At 52.9% G+C, this 20297-nt stretch carries 16 protein-coding genes; 14 read left to right on the top strand and 2 right to left on the bottom strand.

Annotated features, from left to right (window positions below; translation table 11 throughout):
• Window positions 1-20 precede the first annotated feature (20 nt).
• On the bottom strand, window positions 21-476 hold the full coding sequence (locus OOZ53_RS24425; RefSeq protein WP_271092400.1) for a TRAP transporter small permease: 456 nt from the start codon (window positions 474-476) through the stop codon (window positions 21-23).
• A 283-nt stretch (window positions 477-759) separates the two neighbouring features.
• On the opposite strand from OOZ53_RS24425, the gene OOZ53_RS24430 reads away from it, so the two are divergent.
• The 13 genes from OOZ53_RS24430 (at window position 760) to OOZ53_RS24490 (ending at window position 17662) form a co-directional block, all read left to right on the top strand.
• A complete protein-coding gene (locus OOZ53_RS24430) occupies window positions 760-1524 on the top strand; it encodes a FadR/GntR family transcriptional regulator (protein ID WP_271092401.1) in 765 nt (254 codons plus the stop codon).
• A 323-nt stretch (window positions 1525-1847) separates the two neighbouring features.
• A complete protein-coding gene (gene dctP, locus OOZ53_RS24435) occupies window positions 1848-2927 on the top strand; it encodes a TRAP transporter substrate-binding protein DctP (protein WP_271092402.1) in 1080 nt (359 codons plus the stop codon).
• Between the two features lie 130 nt (window positions 2928-3057).
• A complete protein-coding gene (locus OOZ53_RS24440) occupies window positions 3058-4683 on the top strand; it encodes a GMC family oxidoreductase (RefSeq protein WP_271092403.1) in 1626 nt (541 codons plus the stop codon).
• Window positions 4684-4702: 19 nt separating this feature from the next.
• Window positions 4703-5968 carry an acyl-CoA dehydrogenase family protein gene (locus tag OOZ53_RS24445; protein WP_271092404.1) on the top strand — a complete coding sequence of 422 codons (1266 nt, stop codon included), beginning with the start codon at window positions 4703-4705 and terminating at the stop codon, window positions 5966-5968.
• Between the two features lie 35 nt (window positions 5969-6003).
• Complete coding sequence (locus OOZ53_RS24450) at window positions 6004-6903, top strand: DMT family transporter (RefSeq protein ID WP_271092405.1); 900 nt, start codon at window positions 6004-6006, stop codon at window positions 6901-6903.
• Window positions 6904-6925: 22 nt separating this feature from the next.
• A complete protein-coding gene (locus OOZ53_RS24455; RefSeq protein ID WP_271092406.1) occupies window positions 6926-8047 on the top strand; it encodes an acyl-CoA dehydrogenase family protein in 1122 nt (373 codons plus the stop codon).
• 37 nt (window positions 8048-8084) lie between these two features.
• Complete coding sequence (locus OOZ53_RS24460; RefSeq protein WP_271092407.1) at window positions 8085-9098, top strand: zinc-dependent alcohol dehydrogenase family protein; 1014 nt, start codon at window positions 8085-8087, stop codon at window positions 9096-9098.
• Window positions 9099-9131: 33 nt separating this feature from the next.
• Window positions 9132-10226 (top strand): Zn-dependent alcohol dehydrogenase, encoded by a 1095-nt coding sequence (locus OOZ53_RS24465; RefSeq protein ID WP_271092408.1) that lies wholly within the window; start codon window positions 9132-9134, stop codon window positions 10224-10226.
• Between the two features lie 269 nt (window positions 10227-10495).
• The gene (locus tag OOZ53_RS24470) at window positions 10496-11656 is read left to right on the top strand and encodes an acyl-CoA dehydrogenase family protein (RefSeq protein WP_271092409.1); all 1161 of its coding nucleotides are present in this window, start codon (window positions 10496-10498) and stop codon (window positions 11654-11656) included.
• A 34-nt stretch (window positions 11657-11690) separates the two neighbouring features.
• Window positions 11691-13898 carry an acetate--CoA ligase family protein gene (locus OOZ53_RS24475; protein ID WP_271092410.1) on the top strand — a complete coding sequence of 736 codons (2208 nt, stop codon included), beginning with the start codon at window positions 11691-11693 and terminating at the stop codon, window positions 13896-13898.
• A 78-nt stretch (window positions 13899-13976) separates the two neighbouring features.
• The gene (locus OOZ53_RS24480; protein WP_271092411.1) at window positions 13977-16271 is read left to right on the top strand and encodes a xanthine dehydrogenase family protein molybdopterin-binding subunit; all 2295 of its coding nucleotides are present in this window, start codon (window positions 13977-13979) and stop codon (window positions 16269-16271) included.
• A gap of 43 nt (window positions 16272-16314) precedes the next feature.
• On the top strand, window positions 16315-17187 hold the full coding sequence (locus tag OOZ53_RS24485; RefSeq protein WP_271092412.1) for an FAD binding domain-containing protein: 873 nt from the start codon (window positions 16315-16317) through the stop codon (window positions 17185-17187).
• 1 nt (window position 17188) lies between these two features.
• Window positions 17189-17662: a (2Fe-2S)-binding protein gene (locus OOZ53_RS24490; RefSeq protein WP_271092413.1), complete on the top strand. Its 474-nt coding sequence runs from the start codon at window positions 17189-17191 to the stop codon at window positions 17660-17662.
• A gap of 45 nt (window positions 17663-17707) precedes the next feature.
• Here the strand turns inward: OOZ53_RS24490 and OOZ53_RS24495 are convergent, their stop codons facing one another.
• Entirely contained in the window at window positions 17708-18568 is an 861-nt protein-coding gene (locus OOZ53_RS24495; RefSeq protein WP_271092414.1) for a MaoC family dehydratase, read from the bottom strand.
• Between the two features lie 115 nt (window positions 18569-18683).
• Here OOZ53_RS24495 and OOZ53_RS24500 point away from each other — a divergent pair, with 115 nt between their 5' ends.
• Window positions 18684-19595, top strand: coding sequence for an SDR family NAD(P)-dependent oxidoreductase (locus OOZ53_RS24500; protein ID WP_271092415.1), 912 nt, complete (start codon window positions 18684-18686; stop codon window positions 19593-19595).
• The last annotated feature ends 702 nt before the right edge of the window (window positions 19596-20297 follow it).

Below are 20297 nucleotides of genomic sequence, written 5' to 3' on the forward strand. Positions count from 1 at the left end.
TTCTTGAAGTGCCTTTGTTTTTATTGATGCGGCGGGGTGGAAGAGGGTCGCAAGAGCTGACCGGCCAACACAAATGCGAAAGTCGCAAAGCCAACAACGACGAACCATCGCGTCGGCCAAACGACAAGGTACGTCGTCATGACCGGAACCGCCTCACCGCGCTGTGTCTGTTCGATCGCAATTTCCGAACTTGCAAAGCAGAGCAATGCAACGAGCAAAAGGGAAACCGAACCGGCAAAAAATTGTATCGCGGCTTGTGTCTTGCGACTGTTGAAAATGTGAGATGATATCTCGACAGTCGCATGTTCCCGGCGGCGTTGCACTTCCGCAAAACCAAGAAAAACAATGGCCGTCATGTAAAAGTGGCTTACAATCTCAATCGTGCCTGGCAGGGGTGAATTTAACAGCTGTCGGGAAAGTGTGTCTGCTGCGACATGCACCACCATCACCGCGGTAGCCAAGGTGGCAACTGCCATAGGTAGTTTCTTAAGCTGTTTTGCCGCTCGCACTCGCAGCCTCCCTAGCAGAGCACATTGCCGTCCTGAATAAACAAATAAGCGCAAATGGTCAAACCATTAACTATGTGGAGTTGGCGATTGGTCAGTTTTGCGTTGAAATGGAGCAGTCAAACAAGCAGCAACCGTCACTGATCTTGACAGCATATGCTGGCTTAAAGCAGGGTTAGCAGCTGAGAATCATGAGCAAACCAGGTGGGCCATTTTGGAGATTCAAACTGGATCATGATCGATAGGGATGGAGATGACGGATACCGCACCTAAGCCAAGCTACGAGCCGATTACACGACAACGCACGTTTGAAATAATCGCGGACCGAATTCGCGAGTCACTGATTTCCCAAGAGCTGCGACCCGGAGATAAACTGCCTTCCGAGCGTATATTGGCGGAACAATTCAATGTTAGCCGACCGGCTGTTCGCGAGGCTTACCGCGTCTTGGAAATGGCCGGCATTTTGCAGATGAAGAAAGGTGTAAAAGGCGGTGCGTTTATTACCCAGGGCAATCAGCAGCTCCTGGTCGACAATATGTCCGACTTGCTCCGCGTTGGAAACATTTCGCTGGAGTCGATGATTGAAGCCAGAATTTGGATCGAGCAAGTAGTTGTTCGCGTTGTCTGCGAACGCGCTTCGCCCGAGGACATTGACAGGCTTGAAGAGAACGTTGTGCAGGCCGAAAGGTCGTTCCTGGCTCACGATTACGAAGCCAAAACGCGATTGAACATCGAGTTTCACAATCTGATGGCTGAGGCGACAGGCAACCCTGTTCTGGTCATGATCATGCGAAGCCTCACGGATGTGTTCATGTTTTTTGCTCGCCGCTTGGGTCCTGAATCGACACGTTCGACTTTCGAATCGCGGCAAAGACTGCTGATGCATCTGCGCAATGGCAACGTTGAGGAAGCCATCGCAGAAACAACCCAAAACCTTCTTTCTGTGCAGGATCTGTACGCCTCTATGGCGGAAGAACTTCGGCTGGCTTCCGGTCGCGACGAGAAATCGAGCAACTGAGCCAATCTGGCCCGCTTGCTCTCAAGACTTTTCCAACCTTCGGAACAACATTGTTGCAACGCGCGAAGCGGTTTTCCGCATCGCGCGAACCGTTTGGTGCACTTTTTTTTTAGGGTAGCTTTCACAGTCTTGCACTTGACCGGTTCTTAAAAGTCCGCCTATATGGCTTTTGTGAATAGGAAAAAGGACAGACCAATCGCCATACAAAGATAAAACGCTCCACATAGGGCGTGGCAATCATCTAGTTAGACAAGTGTTTGGGCGTCTCGATTGCGAGGTGCGGTTTCACTAAGTGCCGAATGTTTGTCAGAGGAGGAGAATCCATGAAGTTAATGCAATTTGCCGTCGCTGCCGCTGTGGCTGTCGGTTCCATCGCAATCACAGCGCCAGCGAGCGCGGAAGCTGAGTTTCGGATCAGTTACGCGGACTTCGGGGCAAACCGGGGCCCAAGGGCAGCTGAACTGGTTCGTTGGGCAGACGAGATCAACAAACGCACTGACGGGCGTGTTGAGATTGAGTTTTTCTGGTCTGGATCACTCATGAAAACAAAGGACATCTGGCAAGGTGTCAAGGGTGGCGTTGCGGAGATGGGAACTGTCATCGCAGCCTTTCATCCCGCCGAGTTTCCGGTTTGGGGTCGTGCAACGGGCGCAATGAATGAACCCGATACATGGGTTGGTATACGTGCTTGGACAGATCTTGCGACCGAAAGTGAGCTATTTGCCAACGAGCTTGAGAACAACGGGATAAAGGTATTGCTGCACAATACCGGCGGTCCGATGCAACTGGTATGTAAGGACGTCGCACCGACCACGGTCGAAGAGCTGCAAGGGCTCAAAATCGGGGCTTCTGGCGCGGTGAACGCGCTGTTGTCCGGCGTTGGCGCTGCATCCCAGGTCATTTCCACCAGTGAGACTTATGTGGCTCTTGACCGCGGTGTTGTCGATTGCAACGTTTTTGCATCGGCGTTTATCACGTCCTACAAACTGTATGAAATCACCGACAATGTTGTGGCTTGGAACATCTATACTCCGTACACATACGGGGGTGTGGTCAACCTTGAATATTGGAACTCCCTTCCGGCCGATATCCAAGAGGTGATCGAAGAGGTCAGTGCCGAATACAGAGATCGCCTGGCAAAAAGTGTGAACGAGCAGGCCACCGAGGTGCTTGAGCAGGTTCAAGCGGGAATTGATGGGCACACCATGAATGTGGTGGAAATGAGCGCTGAGGAATTCGACCGCTTGCGTCCTTACAATGATGTCTACCTGCAAGAGTGGCGTGAAAAACTGGCTGAAGCCACGTCTGCGGAAGCAGTTGCTGAGTTTGAGGCGCTTCATGCCGAACTGATGGAAAAATACCGTATGGAAAGAGACGAAAAGGGCTATCCTTGGGAGAGGTAGGTCTTGGAATACCCAAACTAAAAAACAAAAAACATCCTCCCAAATTATTGGGGCCGGATTTATCTGGCCCCAATTTTTTCAACGCAGCTGCAGTGGCACCATCGGGCGCTACGGTGGGGTGCCGCTTCAAATGACATCATCAACAGAGACCTTTGACTATGTCGTTGTTGGCTCAGGTTCGGCGGGCGGTATCGTTGCCTCCCGATTAAGTGCATCTTCCAAGTACTCGGTGGTTTGCCTTGAGGCTGGCGCCCGCGGATCCGGTTACATTTGGACCAAAATACCGGCTACGGTTTCCTTTATGATCGACGATCCCAGGGTGAACTGGTGCTACAAATCGGATGCGTCGACCGGCCCGGCAAATCGTGCTTTGAACATTCCACGGGGGAAAATACTTGGTGGCACCAGTGCCATCAACGGAATGACCTGGGTTCGCGGTCAACACGAGGACTACGATCATTGGGCACAGATCGGGAACTTGGGTTGGGCATTTCAGGATGTACTGCCCTTCTTTAAGAAGATCGAGAGCTATCCGGTCGGCGATCCAAAGCTACGCGGCCATGTCGGCCCTATTCGGGTTACCAGTGGTCAGAAGATCACGCCATTTTATGACCTGTTTCTGGAGACTGCGCGCGTCGCTGGGATACCGGGAAATCGTGACTATAACGGCGCTGACCAAGAGGGCGCGACTATTGCGCAAGCAGCATCTTATAAAGGCGTGCGCGAGAGCACGGCCAATCGCTATTTAGATCCAGCCACACGTCACAATAACTTGGAAATCAAGAAAGGCGCCGAAGCAACGAGGCTGTTATTTGAAGCCGGCAGATGCATTGGCGTCCTGTACATGCAAGGCTCCCACGAAAGGAAGGTACTGGCCCGGAATGAAGTCGTCGTTTGTGGCGGTGCCGTCAACAGTCCAAAGCTATTGGAGCATTCCGGGATTGGCGACGCGGAACGTCTATATGACTTAGGAATTGATGTCATAAGCCATCTGCCTGGTGTTGGCGAGAATCTCAGCGATCATTTCACGCCCACGATGAAATACCAGATCACCCAGTCTGGCCAATCAGCCAGTGAGCTGATGCATGGTTGGCGCAAGTATCGCGAAGTGTTGCGCTATGTTTTGTTCAGACGTGGTTTCCTAGCACAGTCTTTTGGCGCTATGCGCGCCTTTTTCAGAACCCGGGAAGATCTGACCCGACCAGATGGCCTTATGGTGATTGCACCGTTCATGGTCGAGAATTTTGAGGGTGGCCGTAAGATATCAAAGGTCCCCGGTGCGAGCTTTTTCACGCATGTTCTGCGACCAGAAACGCGCGGCAGCATCCATGTTACATCGCCTGATCCGAAGCAGCCACCAGCCATCCGGGAGCGTTTCTTGGAAACCGAGAACGACAAATTGGGTGCAATCGCTTGCTTTAAGAAAGTTCGCCAACTGACGGAGACCAACCCGATCGCTTCAATCCTGGGCGCGGAGTTGCAGCCGGGTCGCCAAGTTGAGAGCGATGACGAGATCCTGCAGTTCATTCTTGAAACCGGCCAGACCACCTATCACCCCGTTGGCACATGCAAAATGGGCCAAGACCGCGACGCGGTCGTCGATGAGCGGTTGCGGGTCCATGGGGTGCATGGATTACGTGTTGCCGATGCCTCAATCATGCCGACGATAACTTCCGGCAATACGGGCCTGCCCTGTATGATGATCGGTGAGAAGTGCGCGCACATGATTATCGAAGACCGCGAACGGAACGCATGATGAAAAGGTGTAAGAGACGATGACCGAGACGGTTTCTTTGGCAACCGAGCAACAGGTTCGCGACGATGTAAGAGATTGGATCGCTCTAAACTGGAACGTCAAATTAAGCCTTTCCGAATGGCGGGAGCTTCTGGCGGATTCAGGTTGGGGGGCACCGAGCTGGCCGGCAAGATGGTATGGCAAAGGCTTGCCAGCCACCATGAACAGCATTGTTGAAGAAGAGTTCTTCAATGCGCAAGTTGTCGGTGTCACAAGGAAAGGCGCCAATCGTCTCGCTGCACAGACAATTCTAGCCCATGGAACCGACGCCCATAAAAAGCGGTTCTTGCGTCCCATGTTAACGGGCGCGGAAACATGGTGCCAACTGTTCAGCGAGCCGGGCAGCGGTTCTGACCTGGCTGGGGCGATGACCCGCGCTGTTCGCGATGGTGACCGGTACATCGTCAATGGTCAGAAAGTATGGACCTCGATGGCCCATATTTCAGATTGGGGTATTTTGCTTGCCCGTACCGATATGGATGTCCCAAAACATCAGGGCTTGAGTTTCTTCTTAATCGATATGCGCCAGCCCGGGATCGAGGTTCGACCCTTAAGGCAAATGAATGGGCACGCTTCTTTCAATGAAGTCTTTTTCGACAATGCAGTGGTCAACGAGAACGACCGTTTGGAGGATGAAGGCGATGGTTGGCGGGTAGCGACCACGACATTGTTGAATGAGCGCCGCAACTTCGATGTCGCAAGCAAGAAACACACCGGATTTGACAGGCAAGAACAGATCTACGTCGAGGAAGCCGAAGAAATCGCGGTCGCACTAGCGCCACACAGTTGGTATCCGCAAAGGGAGGGCAGGATCGATTTGCTGCTTCCTAGAGCAATTGAGCGTGGCAAGTTTGGTGACGCGGCCCTGCGTCAGGAAATAGCACGACTGTTTGTGCTGCAACGATGCCGGGAAATGGCGTCGCAACGTGCCAGGGCGGCCATTGAGGCGGGCGGAACGCCCGGACCGGAAGGTTCTGTCGGTAAATTAGCCGGTGCCCGCGTTTCAAGGGAATGCGCTCGGGTACACACGATCATATCTGGAGCTGACGCCATGCTCGATGGCGTAGATTCGGAATTGAACGGCACAGTCGCGGAGATTTTTCTTTCGACACCTGCCAATTCGTTGGCCGGGGGCACCGATGAAATCCAAAAAAATATCCTGGCTGAGCGTGTTCTTGGCATGCCAAAGGAACCGAGAAATGATGTTGACCGTCCATTTAAGGGCGTCCCAAAAAATGCTTTGTAATCAATAATTTAATGTACTATCGAAAGCCTCAGTTAATGTTATCCGATAATAATAAGGGTGCGCTTTTCATGATGAGCGCGATGGCGGTTTTGACCGCCGCTGAAGCAATACAAAAAACGATCGGCTCGCAGATCCCATTGTTTCAAATGCTGTTCATCCGATCCATTATGGGTTGTGTTCTACTAATACCACTTAGCTACGTAATCGGACCTATTCAGTTCCCTGCTGATGTACGTACAAATGCGATTCTCTTCATTCGCAGCTTGGGTGACGTTGGCGCTTCTTTTGCATATCTGGCGGCGATAATCAGCATCCCTTTGGCAAATGCCCGCGCCATCGTGCAGATACTACCCTTGGTGATGTCCCTTTGTGCGTTCTTTTTCCTAGGTGAACGTCTCGGCTGGCGACGCATAAGTGCGATTCTGGTTGGATTATTTGGTGTCCTACTAATTGTTAAACCTGGTTCGGAAGGTTTTGGATTACCTGCGTTACTTGTGCTGTGTGCTGTTGGCTTTTCTGTAGTTCGCGATCTCGGCACCCGCTTTGTAAGACCCGATATCAACTCATTGACCGTGGCTGCATATGCGACGCTGATGGTTGCGGTTTGTTCCGGGATCGCGTCGGCATTCACGGCCTGGGACCCCGTGAGCGTTACTCAGATCGGTCTGATCTTCGTGGCGGCGATTTCGCTGCTCGCTGTATACCTCTTCTTGATCCTCGCCATGCGATACGGGCAAATTACATTTGTCGCTATGTTCCGGTATACGGGACTGCTCTGGGCCATCTTTGCCGGGTTCATTGTCTTTGGTGATTGGCCCGATTCGCTCACTTTTGTGGGTGCCATGCTGATTGTTGGATCGGGTGTTTTCGTGGTCTACCGGGAACGCCGTCTGGGACAAAACACAGCCTCTCGATCCCGCGATCCCCTCACATAAAGCGATAAAGACGGAGTTTGAAATGCAGTACGTGTTGACTGAGGAGCAGAACGCATTTCGAGAAATGATTCACCGGTTTCTGGAAGTGCATTCGAGCAGTTCGCGAATTCGAAGCGCGTCCTTGACTGAGTTGGGATGGGACAGGGATGTGTGGCAACAGCTATGTGCCGAGTTCGAGGTTCCTGCGACCTGTGTCCCGGAGGCCTATGGAGGTCATGGATTTGGACTGACGGAGCTAGCGATCCTGGCGGAAGAGATGGGCAGGGCGCTTTATTGCGGCCCATTTTTCGGTTCGACGGTTCTGGCTTCACTTGTGATTTCAAACGGCGCGACCGATGAAATGAAAAAACTGCTGCTACCGGAATTGGTCAAGGGCAACAAACTGGCGGCGTTGGCGATCGCAGAGACATGCGATCGATGGCGGGCTGCCGACGTAACCATGGTCGCAACCGATGACGGCGACCATTGGCGCTTGAATGGCGAAAAACTGTTCGTTGTTGATGGGCTTGGTGCCGATTTCCTCATTGTCATTGCGCGCTGTGCAGCCAAAGGAGAGATTGGCATCTTCAAGGTGTCCAGCCGGGACCAATCATTGTCACGGTTGGAAATGCAAGGAATTGACCGCACTCGCCGGATGTCCCGAGTGCGGTTCAACAACACCCAAGCCACGAAGATTAGTCGCGCGGGTGATGTCGGGGATTTGGTCGACGATGCACTGGACCAGGCGACGATCTGCTTATGCGCAGAGATGGTGGGGGGCGCTGAACGGCTTTTGGAGTCTGCAATAGAATATTCAAAGGTGAGATTTCAATTCGGGCGGCCAATTGGTTCGTTTCAGGCGCTCAAACATCGGGCAGCAGATCTTTTTGTCGACATAGAACTGGCAAAAGCTGCCGCACGTTGCGCGGCTACCGCCGTCGATGACGGCGATGAGAATATCTCCGAGCTGGCCTCGATTGCCAAAGCTGCGGCTTCTGAAGCTTACATGAGCGCCGCATTAGAGACCGTTCAGTTCTATGGTGGGATCGGGTTTACCTGGGAAAACGACACCCACCTTTGGTTCCGGCGCGCCAAAAGCAGCGAGGTATTTCTTGGCACCGCTGATTGGCACCGTGAGCGGTTTATCAAGCAGATCGCCGCATAACGCTCGGTCACTGCAGCCCAGAAAGGAGGTTCGACGAATGAAAGGAATTGTCTTCCTTGGCAATCGTGAACTTGAGCTTCGTGAGTTCCCGGATCCTATTCCAGGTCCAAGAGAAGCAGTCATTGAACTCAAAGCTAGCGGCATGTGCGGTTCAGACTTGCATGCATACCGCCGTCAGGCAGCTGACAAACTTGTTATTGCCGGTCATGAGGCCAGTGGCGTGGTCGTGGCTGTTGGTGCCTATGTCGACCCAAATCGGATAAAAGTCGGTGACCGTGCCATCGCGCATATGGGATTTGGATGTAACAGCTGTCGGTACTGCGACGAAGGCTGGCCGCAGAACTGCACAAATCAACATATTGCAATGGGTTTTCATGCCGACGGCGCTCAAGCCCACTATGTCAAAGTGCCAATGGAGAATGTTGTAAAACTCAGCGATGAGTTGAGCTTTAAATGCGGCGCGGCAATAGCCTGCGGCACAGGCACTGCCTTTGGTGCAATAAAGCGGTCTGGGCTTCTGGCCGGGGAATCCCTTGCCGTGTTTGGGCAAGGCCCGGTCGGTTTGAGCGCGACGCTCCTAGCAAAAGTAATGGGCGCTACCGTTATCGCGCTGGATGTTTCTGAAGAACGTTTGTCCATGGCTCGAGCATTTGGGGCAGATCATGTTCTAAATCCCTCCAATATGGAGGCCGACAAGGCCATCCGAGACCTGACCCGCGGTTTCGGGGTCGATCGGAGTATGGAATGCAGCTCAAATTCAGAGGCCCGCAGGCAGTCTGTCCGATGCCTCAAGCCTTGGGGAACTGCTTGTTTTGTCGGTGTTCACGGCGAAATGACGATCGATGTGAATGACATCATTTTGAACCAAGTGAGTATCGTTGGTTCACTGACGTTTTCCCGAAACATGCTCCGGGAATGCATGGATCTAGTCGCGGATCGCGAAATCAATCTGGAGGCGCTTTTCACCCACACATTTCGACTAGAGGACGCGGTTGATGCGTATGCATTGTTTGACAAACAACAAATGGGGAAAGGCGTATTCTTGCTTTGAAGCTAGCCAAGAAGAGCCTGCAGTCGGATGAAAATGAAAGCAGCGGTGCTCAACGAGCCGCAAACACAGCTAATCGTGGAAGATGTCGAAATAGACGCGCCGATGGACAATGAGGTCCTGGTTAAAACCGCATATTGTGGTGTTTGTCACAGCGATGTCAGCCGAGTGGACACCCCGAAAGACGACTATGCCGGGCCACCAATGCATGGCCCTACCGTTCTGGGGCACGAAGCTGCCGGCGTTGTCATCGAAGTTGGAGCAAAAGTGACCGATGTGAAAGTCGGCGATCACGTGGTTGCCTGTAACTCGTCGTTCTGTGGCAAATGCGAGTTTTGTCTGACCGGACGCACAAACCTTTGCATCAACAAACCCAATCGCACCTTGGAGCAGCCGCCCCGAATTCGGCGTGGTGACCAGCGCTTGTATCAACAGGCAGGAATCGGCGGATACGCTGAGTTTATGTTGATGCACGAAAACAGCGTCACGACAATTCGTGACGATATGCCACTTGATCGGGCGTCATTGATTGGTTGTGGTGTCATTACCGGCATGGGAGCGGTTTTCAACCGCGCAAAAGTGTTTCCCGGTGCGAAAGTAGCGGTATTTGGCCTTGGTGGAATTGGAATGTCTGCGCTGCAGGGATCTTTCATAGCTGGCGCGCTGCAAATCATTGCAGTCGATATCAACTCCGCTCGCTTACAGCAGGCGACCGCATTTGGTGCTACCGATGTCGTGAATGCAAAAGAGGTAAACTCGGTCGACTCGGTCAAACAACTGTCTGGTGGTGGCGTTGACTTTGCCTTTGAGGCTACCGGTTCGGAGTTTGTGGCGGCTGATGCTTTTCACTGTTTGAAGGACGGCGGCACGGCAATCATGCTTGGTGTAGCAAAGAAAGGAGCCAAAGTCGCGGTCGATGCCGCTCAACTTCGGCGGGAAAAAGTCCTGACCGGCAGTTCAATGGGTTCCAATCACTTCAAACTCGACATCCCACAATACATCGAATTCTATCGTCAGGGGCGGCTAAAACTCGACGAGATGGTGACCCGCGAATTCGCGCTGGTAGACATTAACGAAGCGTTTGATCTGCTTCGCAATGGCGACGGAATGCGATCAGTTATAAAGATGTGATTGAATACGTAAAAGGTAAGACCAAAATTCTTGACACGTGGGTATTTTTGGTTAGACCTTGGTTGGTGCGCGCTCATGACCTTTGTGATGCTCAATTCTCATTCGCTCTCAGCGATGGACCAACCGTGGATTGACTGTGGCATTTGGTCTTACCGATATTAAGGCCGGTAAATTGTGCTTGGTATCATATCGATGGCAAAGAATCGCGCTGGGTGGGGTTCGGTTTTGGGGTGGGTTGGCTCACCGTTTGCACACATGGACAGTAGAAATTGTTTTTGAATCTGAGTTTTGACCCGGTTAGGCTACCGCCAGAATGCGACGAACTTCGAAAGGAGGTTCGCTCATTTTTGGCGCAAGAGGTGTCTAATGGCACCTGGGATCCGTCGGACCGATCGACAGTCAGGAAAATTGATAGGGATTTTGCGCGCCGGGTGGGGCGCCATGGCTGGATCGGGATAACCTGGCCGACAGAGTATGGTGGTGGCGGCAAGACCTTCCTTGAACGCTACGTATTGCAGGAGGAGATGATTGTTGCTCAGGCTCCTGCAACCTCCTTTTCTACGGCAGACCGGCAAAGTGGGCCTATCTTGCTGAAGTACGCGAACGAAGCGATCAAGCGTGAAATAATCCCCAAAATTGTCTCTGGTGACGTATCGTTTTGTATCGGCATGTCTGAGCCTAACTCGGGCTCGGATCTTTTTGCGGCAAGTGCGCGCGCAAAACGCGTCGAAGGTGGCTACGTTGTCCGCGGCACGAAAATCTGGACGTCTTATGCCCACGAATGCCAGTACATGATTGGGCTATTTCGAACTGCCGATGCTACGGAAACCGATAGGCGACACGGGCTGAGCCAGTTTCTCGTTGATCTTTCATTGCCGGGAATCTCCGTTAATCCGATCGTCGATCTATCGGACAAGCACTCGTTTAATGAGGTCGTGTTTGACGACGTGTTCTTGCCGGAAGACCGGCTGATCGGAATCGAAAACGAGGCATGGAAGCAGGCAACAAGTGAACTTGCCTATGAGCGGGCAGGGCCCGATCGTTTCTTAGAAACAGTGTTTGTCTTGTTTGCGTTGGTAGAGGTATTGGGTTCGTCACCGGCTGCCAGAGAGGCCGAGGGTATTGGACGATTGGTTGCGCAGTTGCATACGCTACGGCGTATGTCGGTATCAGTCAGTGGGATGCTTGCCAACGGCGCAGAGCCCACCTTACAGGGCTCCATTGTGAAGAACCTGGGTACGATCTGGGAACAGGAACTGCCGGAAAAAGCGCGTGAGCTAGCAGCTTTCGTAGACCGGTCAACGGCTACTTACCAAAAATTCGAACATGCCTTGCGGGATGCAACGTTAATTGCCCCGAAGCTAACCATTCAGGGTGGTGCAACTGAAATACTTCGCGGGATCATTGCTAGGGCACTGGGCCTTCGCTGAATCCAAACGCGGAAACGAAAATCCAGGTAGAAAGATGCAGAACCTCGATACTTACTTGTGGCCCAAGTCCGTGGCATTGATCGGCGCTTCGCCCGAGGAAAACAATGCAAAGGCGGGCATCCGCGGCCGGTTGACCAGCGTCCTTTTGCAACACGGCTATGACGGGGAAATTTTTCTAATTTCGCGGAGTAACCATGAGATTTCTGGGCGAAAAACATACCGGTCTATTCTGGAAGTACCCAGCGATGTTGACCTGGCGATTATCGCGACACCGGCTCAGTACGTCGTCGATGAAGTCAGAAACTGTGCGACTGTTGGTGTGAAATCTATACTGGTTGTCTCGTCGGGATTTGCTGAGTCCAAAGAAGATGGAGCGGCAGAACGCCAAAAGGCTATCGAACGGATCTGCAGGCTAAACAGAATCAATCTGGCTGGCCCCAATTGCCAGGGATTTGTGAACACACTCAATGGCCTGTTTGCTACTTTTGCAAAACCTTATGACAAGCCGAATTATGCCATTGTGCCCGCATCCGGCCGATCAGGTAGGGTGGCCATAATTTCGCAATCTGGTGGCATCGGAAACGGGTATTTTGTGCACACCCGCTTAAAGGAGATGGCTGCCAGCTACATTCTAACGACCGGCAATGAAGCCGGCGTGAACCTGTCTGAACTGATAGAATATGTTCTAGATCGGGGAGAAACCAGCGCGATCCTTGTTTTGATGGAAGACATCAAGGACCCCCAGACATTTATTCGAGCAGCGGACAAGGCGCTTAAGATGGGGGTGCCGATAATCGTTTCAAAAATCGGCAAGTCCGAAGCAGGGCAGCGCGCAGCTGAGTCGCATACTGCGGCTTTGGCTGGAGGATATAGTGGCACACAGGCGGTTTTTCGAAAATACGGTATCATCGAAGCTGACGATATTGGTGAAATGGCCGACATCGCCAACGGCTTTTGTCATTTCGGGAATTGCCTCCCTGCAGGGAACCGGGTGGCAATCTTAACCGGTTCAGGTGGTGGCGGCGGCCTTATGGCAGATGCTGCGTCCGGAGCTGGCCTTGTCGTACCTGAACTTGATGTTGAAACCCGAAGGTCATTGGATCGGGTAATACCCGATTATGGAACTTCGCAAAATCCGGTTGACGCCACCGCACAGGGCCTTCGTCTGGTGCGCTATTCGGGCCTGATAGAGCGAGTCATGCCTTCCAGCGAAATTGATGCTGTCCTTTTTGTTGCATCGACGCGCGATACGCTGACATTTGAGCTCGATGCTGAGAGGCTTACGGAAATCTCAGCTGAACTGCAAAAACCGGTTCTCGTGTGGACGTACACGGTACCGTTTCCGCATATACAAGAAATGTATGGAGAAGTCGGTCTGCCGCTATTCACAGACCTGCGAAACTGCACGCGAACGATGCGGGAAATGGCTGATTACCACGCGTTCCGGACATCCTACCTCAGCTGTCCAGTTGAGCCGTCACTGCCCGGTTGCGACAAGACCAGTGCGGCGTCGCTGCTGGTGGGAATGAGCGGTGCCTTACCCGAGTTCCAATCAAGACCGATCCTTGCAAGTTACAATATCTGCGAAGCAGCAGATCTCCTGGTCGATTCGCCCGAATCTGCAGCTGAAGCGCAGGCTTCGCTGGATGTCCCGATTGCTCTTAAGGTCCAATCACCCAGTATTCTGCACAAATCGGATGCCGGGGCGCTAAAGCTAAATATCAAAGGTCCGGGTGCCGCAGCTAAAGCCTATAGTGACATTGTGGCGAACGCCAAAAAGTATGATCCCGATGCTAAGATTGCTGGTGTCCTTGTTCAACCAATGATGCCCGACGGCGTCGAAATGATACTCGGCATCTCCCGAGATGAGACATTCGGGCCGATGTTGATGGTTGGTTTGGGCGGGATTTTTGTAGAGATCCTCAATGACGTGGCGTTTGCTCCTGTACCTTTGAGCCGAAACGAAGCGCGCAGAATGTTGCGTCGTTTAAAAGGATTTCCGCTCTTGTCGGGCGCACGCGGTACGACTCATGCCGATCTTGACGCGCTGGTTGAAATGATGGTTCGCCTCGCTAAGCTCGCCGATGATTTTCGCGATCATATTGCGGAGATTGATCTCAATCCGGTGATCGTGCACCCAATGGGCGAAGGTGTTTCGGTGGCAGACGCGATGCTTGTTGTTGACGGCAGTTTTGGCATGTCGAAGCAAGACCAACATCGGACAACTCACTCCGCAGCGTAATTCAACCGTATGAGCGCGTGATCGAGCTAAGGCGCTTCGCGCAATATTTGGATCTGGGTTTATTGAGAGGCAAAGGCAATGAATGAACGGGTAAAAACGCCGGAAGGTAGACCTTACTATAAGGAGATTGGAACCCGCCCTATTCGACCCGATGGTGTTGAAAAAGTAACTGGTTCCGCACGATTCGGCGATGACTTTACATTGCCGGGGACATTAGTCGGCAAAATCTTGAGATCGCCGCATCCTCACGCGCGTCTGATTTCTGTTGACACATCCAATGCAAAGAAAATCGCCGGTGTAAAGGCGATCGTCACGGGGTCTGATTTTCCAGATCAACCATTTGCCTACACCGGTCCAGCGGTGCTCGAGCGCAACATGTGGCACGTTACGCGCAACGTGATAGCAAGAGAAAAAGTACTGTATGAAGGGCATGCGGTTGCTGCAGTGGCCGCCGTTGACGAAAAAACGGCGTCCGCAGCATTGCAGGCGATCGCGGTCGAGTACGAGATCCTCCCACACGTAACGACACTGGATGAAGCATTGGCACCAGATGCAGTGCTTTTGTTTGAGGATATGATCACGCGCGGCGTCGAACCGGCACCTGAGAAACCTACAAACATAGCCAGGCGCGCGAATTACGAGAAAGGACAGATCGATACGGCTTGGAGTTCGGCTGATCTTATCGTGGAGCGGAGCTATGAGACCAAGCCGGTTCATCAAGGGTATATCGAGCCTCATGCTTGTCTGGCCCACTATCATCCGGACGGTCAAGCCGATCTTTATACATCGAGCCAGGGCCACTTCCAGATGCGGGCCTTAACGGCCACTTTGACCGGGATGCGATTGACTGACATCAGAGCTATTCCGGCAGAGATTGGCGGCGGCTTTGGTGGCAAGACGGTCGTGTATCTTGAGCCGTTGGCGATGATGCTTTCCAAGATGTCGGGATTTCCGGTCAGAATGAAAATGACTCGCTCAGAAGTGTTCAAGGCCTCTGGACCGGCAGCCGGTACAAAAGCGCGGATTAAACTTGGAGCAAAAAAGAATGGCACGCTGGTCGCCGCTGAAGTTGAAATGTATTATGAAGCCGGCGCCTTCCCGGGGTCTCCGTTTGTCAACGGCGTCCTGTGTTGCGTTGCGCCTTACACGATTCCCAATGTCCGACTGACAGGATGGGACGTAGTCGCAAATCGTCCGAAAGTTGCTGCTTACCGTGCGCCCGGGTCTCCGCAGTCGAACTTTGCGTTTGAGAGTACGGTTGACATAGTCTGCAAAAAGTTGGGTTTGGACCCGATCGCATTTCGAAAGATGAACGCTGTGCAAGTCGGGGCAGAACTGCTCGGTGGCCGACAATTAAACCACGAGGGATATCTGCAGCTACTGGAGGCGACTGAAAGGCATCCGCAATATGCGACCGAGTTAGGGCCCAATCAAGGGCGCGGGTTTGCTGCCGGTTACTGGCCAAACGCTGGAGGAGAATCCGGTGCGACGGTCTATGTAAATGCAGATGGCACCGTTAATATCGCTACCGGTAGCCCCGACATAGGAGGCTCTCGTGCCTCTATGGCTCAAATGACGGCTGAAACACTTGGTATCTCCTATGATCGGGTTCGTAGCGCCGTCAACGATACGACGTCGGTTCCCTTTACTCACGTTACCGGTGGTTCGCGCGTGACCTTTGCGACCGGAAAAGCGGTGGTCGCAGCGTGTGAAACAGTGATCGCTGACCTACGCGCCAGGGCCGCAAAAATCTGGGATGTCGATGTGGACGCAGTAGACTGGAGAGAAGGGGCGGCGCACCCGTCATCTTCAAATGTGGGGGATTTTGATCCTTTAACTCTTGGCGATTTGGCAGCAAGGGCAACGGAAACCGGCGGACCAATTGGCAGTTCCGGTGCGCTCAATGCAACTGGGCACGCCCCAGGGTTCTCTGCGGCGCTTTGCGATGTTGAAGTTGATCCCGAGACAGGGCACGTAAAGATTATCCGTTTTACCGTCGCGCAAGATGCCGGGGTGGCGATCCATCCGTCCTACGTTGAAGGGCAGATGCAGGGAGCGGTAGTTCAAGGAATTGGCTGGGCGCTTTCGGAAGAATACATCTATGGTCCTGATGGCCGGCTGCAGAACCACGGATTCTTGGATTATCGGATGCCGGTAGCGTCCGATCTGCCGATGATTGACCCCATTGTGGTCGAAGTGCCGAACCCAGATCATCCATTCGGGGTGAAAGGCGTCGCAGAGGCCGGAATGGTTACGGCGATGGCTAGCGTTGCCAATGCCGTTGCGGACGCCGTTGATCGGCGAATGACTTCGCTTCCGATTTCGCCGCCCAAGCTCGCCAAAGAAATCGCAGCGGGCAAAGCAGCAATGTGAACGCGGTCTTTGTTACCATCATGTGTGTGAGGGAAATGGTTACATGCAGTATTCCGCACCCGAAACAATAGAATCGGCGCTCAAGCTACTGGAAAGCGATGACGATGCTCGAGTCATGGCGGGAGGCACGGATTTGATTGTTCAAATGACGTCTGGCATGCGGTCACCAAGCCACGTTGTTGATATTAAGCGAATACCCGAACTTTGCGGTGTCGTGCAAACTGCTGACGGCGGTTGGAAAATTGGCGCTGCTGTGCCGGGCGCTGAACTGAACGAACATGTGGAACTTAAGCGAGACTGGCCGGGATTTGTGGAAGCGACTGATCTCATCGGATCAATGCAGGTGCAGGGGCGGGCGACCCCTGTTGGGAACTTGTGCAATGCGTCTCCAGCTGGTGATGCAGTACCCGGCATGGTTGCCGCCGGTGCCACTGTAACCGTCGCTGGATCAAATGGGTTCCGTGATGTTGCCGCGCACGATGTTCCTGCCGCCCCTGGTAGAACAAATTTGGAGAAGAATGAATTCGTCATCGCCGTGAACCTGCCGCCTAAACCTCCAAACTCCGGTGATGCTTATTTGCGTTTCATCCCACGAACGGAGATGGATATTGCTGTGGTAGGAACTGGGGTATTCTTGGCATTTGGTGAATCCGGTCATGTCAGGGAGGCTCGTATTGCGCTCGGAGCAATCGCGCCGACGGTTGTTTTTTGCACGGAAGCTGCCGACGCCCTTATAGGCTCTCGTTTGGAAGAAGAAGCCATTGAAGCAGCGGTGTTGGCTGCACGAAACGCTTGCAATCCGATCGACGACAAGCGCGGTACAGCCGAATTCAGGGTCCACACTGTTGGGGTCCTCATAAAGCGTTCGATTGCGATAGCTACTCAGCGTGCCAAGCGACAAGTTGGGATGGATTAAAATGTCGAAAATGCACATAACCACGTCAATCAACGGTGACACAACCGAGTTTCTAGCCGAGGCGGATCAGACCTTACTTTCTGCTTTGCGGGACAATCTCCGGCTTACCGGCACGAAAGAGGGTTGCGGATCAGGCGATTGTGGGGCGTGCTCCGTTAGAGTGGACGGCCGTGTGGTGTGTTCCTGTCTGATGCTTGCGCCCGAGGCGCAGGATAGAGCTATCGAAACAATCGAGGGAATGGCTGACGGCGACAATCTGCATCCGGTGCAACGGCGCTTTTTGGAGGAAGCGGCACTGCAATGCGGATTTTGCACACCTGGATTCCTGATTGCCGCGCGAGATCTGCTTGATCGAAACCCCAATCCGACCGAGACGGAAATAAGGTTTTGGCTAGCCGGAAATCTGTGCCGCTGTACTGGTTATGACAAAATCGTTCGAGCGGTCCAGAAGGCGGCGGAGGATGTTCGCGGTTAAGCGGCGGCAGGAAGCGGCGCGACCCCGAACTGCTTTGCCCTTCCGTTAATCCGAAACAACAATACGCCCATTGTTGAGAACTACGCGATCATTGGCAAGGGCTCGGAATGCGATGGTGTTTCCATCTTGCCAACTATCGATCCGAACAGTGTCACCTGGAAAAACCGGGCTGGAAAAGCGGGCTTCATGCGATATGAGTTTTGAGCCGTCTAAGCCGCAATAGGTTTTTAAAATCCCAAAAGCCGAAAGTCCGTAGCTGCAGAGGCCATGGAGTATTGGTGCGCGAAACCCGGCCGCGGACGCAACTGCCGGATCCGCATGCAACGGATTCCAATCTCCAGACAAGCGATAGATCAAAGCCTGATTAGTTTGTGTTGATATTTCAAGGACGTTGTCGGGTTCTCGGTCAGGGAGCCTGGCAGGGTTCGGAAGTTCATCAGACTGCTTACCAAATCCACCATCTGCTCGAGCGAGAGTTGTTGATGTTATGGTTGCGATGTTTTCACCAGTACTTTTTTCAGCAAGCTTTCGCTCGTTAAGTACCAATGCGCCCCGGTTTACGCCCTTGTCGACAACACTAACTATTCGTTGAGAGCAAATCACAGTCCCTGATGTTGGCAGCGTGCGATGCATCTCGATGCGTTGACCGGCATGAACCATCTTTGAGTAGGTCACGCCTGTGGAAGGGTCGGTCGCCCAGTTTGAGCGCATTCCGATAGCAACCACTTGAGTGGGCATCGTGGAAAATCGTTCATGGCCCTCGTAGACGAAGCGCAGCGCTTCATTGTCCTCTGGATCTACGCCAATTCCAAGGCCGAGCGCATACAAAATGCTGTCGCGTTCAGTGTAATGGCATTCCAGATCCGGAAACGGATAGTTTAGTGTAGCTTCATAATTCAGCGCCAAAAGCGAGCTCCTTCTCAAAGACTGTGACACGACCGAAGATCGTGGTCGCAGCGGGATTGCATCATCGACCACAAACAGCTATGAACCATTAAAGGTATAAAAGGTCTTACCAAAAATGAAAATGCTAAATTCCCAAGTTATTCTGGTCACCGGCGCAGGTCAGGGGCTTGGCCGAGAAATTGCAATCATGGCCGCCAAAGAAGGTGCAAGTGTTGTTGTAAACGACATTGGCGCCAGCCTTGACGGAAAAGGAAATGACCGAACCGCGGCGGAAAAAGTCGTTGGAGAGATTGAGGAGCTCGGCGGGATCGCGGTGGCGAATTTCGACTCGGTTTCTGATTGGAACTCTGCGCACGCTATGGTCAGCCAGGCGGTGGATCGATTTGGGCGCTTGGACGGTATTGTCAACAATGCGGGTATCCTGCGGGATTCGATATTCCACAAGATGCAAGAGCAAGATTTCGACGCCGTAGTCTCCACTCATTTGAAAGGGACGTTTAACGTTTCTAGAGCCGCGGCCGAACAATTCAGGGCGCAAGATTACGGCCGCATGGTTCACATGACCTCGACATCTGGTCTTATCGGTTCGGTGGGGCAAGCAAATTATTCCGCTGCGAAAATGGGAATCATTGGATTGTCCACCAGCATCGCCATTGAAATGGGTCGTTACAATGTGACGTCTAACTGTGTGGCTCCATTCGCTTTCAGCCGTATGACTGGTTCAATCCCAGTAAATACGAAAGACGACGAGGCCCGGATGGAACGCATCAAAACCATGGAGGCATCCAAAGTTGCCGTCTTGGTTGCTGCACTGCTTTCTAAGGATGCGGCCAAAGTATCCGGGCAGGTGTTCTCTTCTCGAGCAAACGAAATTTCACTGTACAATGCTATGCGCCCCTTTCGCACCCTCCACAGGTCGCCAGGATGGCGGGTACCAGAGGTCGTGAATACTGTCTTTCCTGCGTTTGAGTCCGACTTTTCACCTCTCGAGGTGACGGGAGACGTCTATCGTTGGGACCCAGTGTAAAGCAAGCATGTCTTGTCAGCCGGCATTGCTGTTTGATCAGGCGGAAGACGAACCGGAAAAATGCCTCTTTCCCACAAGCCGATTTAAGTGAATTGGGCAGTAGGCATAGGCCGTGGTCTGACTGAATGTGTGGAAGACATTCTTGCGGAAAGCGACCGTCCGGAGCTCACTTCTGCCTAGATCGTATCTGGCGGTCGTGGTGTCGGATCAGGAGAAAACTTGCCGTTGATCGAGGACCTGTCGGACGTCTTTGGCGCAATTGGTATCGAGGATCGTGCAGAAATGTATATGGGCTCAAGCCCGACCTAGGCATTATGGGCTAGACGCTCGGTTTAATCCCCGAAATGAAAGGTCTCCCACTTGAGGGTAATAAGCAGCCCACTAACCACTCACCGGTAGAAAATGGCGCGCATCTTTGATTGCTTGTGCGGACGCCTTGCTACCGAGTGTCACTTGTGGTTAAAGGTAATACCAATAACAGTGACAAATTCTTACGTCCAGTTCAGGTGGGATTTTCCGTCGTGCATTCCCAAAAAACGCCAGCCGACTGGAGAATGCTACAGGGTTGGGAGAGGATGAAAGAACAATGCAGCTTCCAAGAGACGTGGATGATACTCCCGAGCCTTCGACACTTGCTTCCTCCCAAGTTGTGCGATGGCGCAACTGAATGGCGGGCGGGCTCCATCGGGCGCGCTCGCCGGT

Source organism: Allohoeflea poritis (genome assembly GCF_027889715.1).
Taxonomy (GTDB): domain Bacteria; phylum Pseudomonadota; class Alphaproteobacteria; order Rhizobiales; family Rhizobiaceae; genus Hoeflea_A; species Hoeflea_A poritis.

Coding starts and splice junctions, on each gene's coding strand:
- OOZ53_RS24425 (WP_271092400.1), bottom strand. CDS start 476: ATGGCAGTTGCCACCTTGGCTACCGCGGTGATGGTGGTGCATGTCGCA.
- OOZ53_RS24430 (WP_271092401.1), top strand. CDS start 760: ATGACGGATACCGCACCTAAGCCAAGCTACGAGCCGATTACACGACAA.
- dctP (WP_271092402.1), top strand. CDS start 1,848: ATGAAGTTAATGCAATTTGCCGTCGCTGCCGCTGTGGCTGTCGGTTCC.
- OOZ53_RS24440 (WP_271092403.1), top strand. CDS start 3,058: ATGACATCATCAACAGAGACCTTTGACTATGTCGTTGTTGGCTCAGGT.
- OOZ53_RS24445 (WP_271092404.1), top strand. CDS start 4,703: ATGACCGAGACGGTTTCTTTGGCAACCGAGCAACAGGTTCGCGACGAT.
- OOZ53_RS24450 (WP_271092405.1), top strand. CDS start 6,004: ATGTTATCCGATAATAATAAGGGTGCGCTTTTCATGATGAGCGCGATG.
- OOZ53_RS24455 (WP_271092406.1), top strand. CDS start 6,926: ATGCAGTACGTGTTGACTGAGGAGCAGAACGCATTTCGAGAAATGATT.
- OOZ53_RS24460 (WP_271092407.1), top strand. CDS start 8,085: ATGAAAGGAATTGTCTTCCTTGGCAATCGTGAACTTGAGCTTCGTGAG.
- OOZ53_RS24465 (WP_271092408.1), top strand. CDS start 9,132: ATGAAAGCAGCGGTGCTCAACGAGCCGCAAACACAGCTAATCGTGGAA.
- OOZ53_RS24475 (WP_271092410.1), top strand. CDS start 11,691: ATGCAGAACCTCGATACTTACTTGTGGCCCAAGTCCGTGGCATTGATC.
- OOZ53_RS24480 (WP_271092411.1), top strand. CDS start 13,977: ATGAATGAACGGGTAAAAACGCCGGAAGGTAGACCTTACTATAAGGAG.
- OOZ53_RS24485 (WP_271092412.1), top strand. CDS start 16,315: ATGCAGTATTCCGCACCCGAAACAATAGAATCGGCGCTCAAGCTACTG.
- OOZ53_RS24490 (WP_271092413.1), top strand. CDS start 17,189: ATGTCGAAAATGCACATAACCACGTCAATCAACGGTGACACAACCGAG.
- OOZ53_RS24500 (WP_271092415.1), top strand. CDS start 18,684: ATGAAAATGCTAAATTCCCAAGTTATTCTGGTCACCGGCGCAGGTCAG.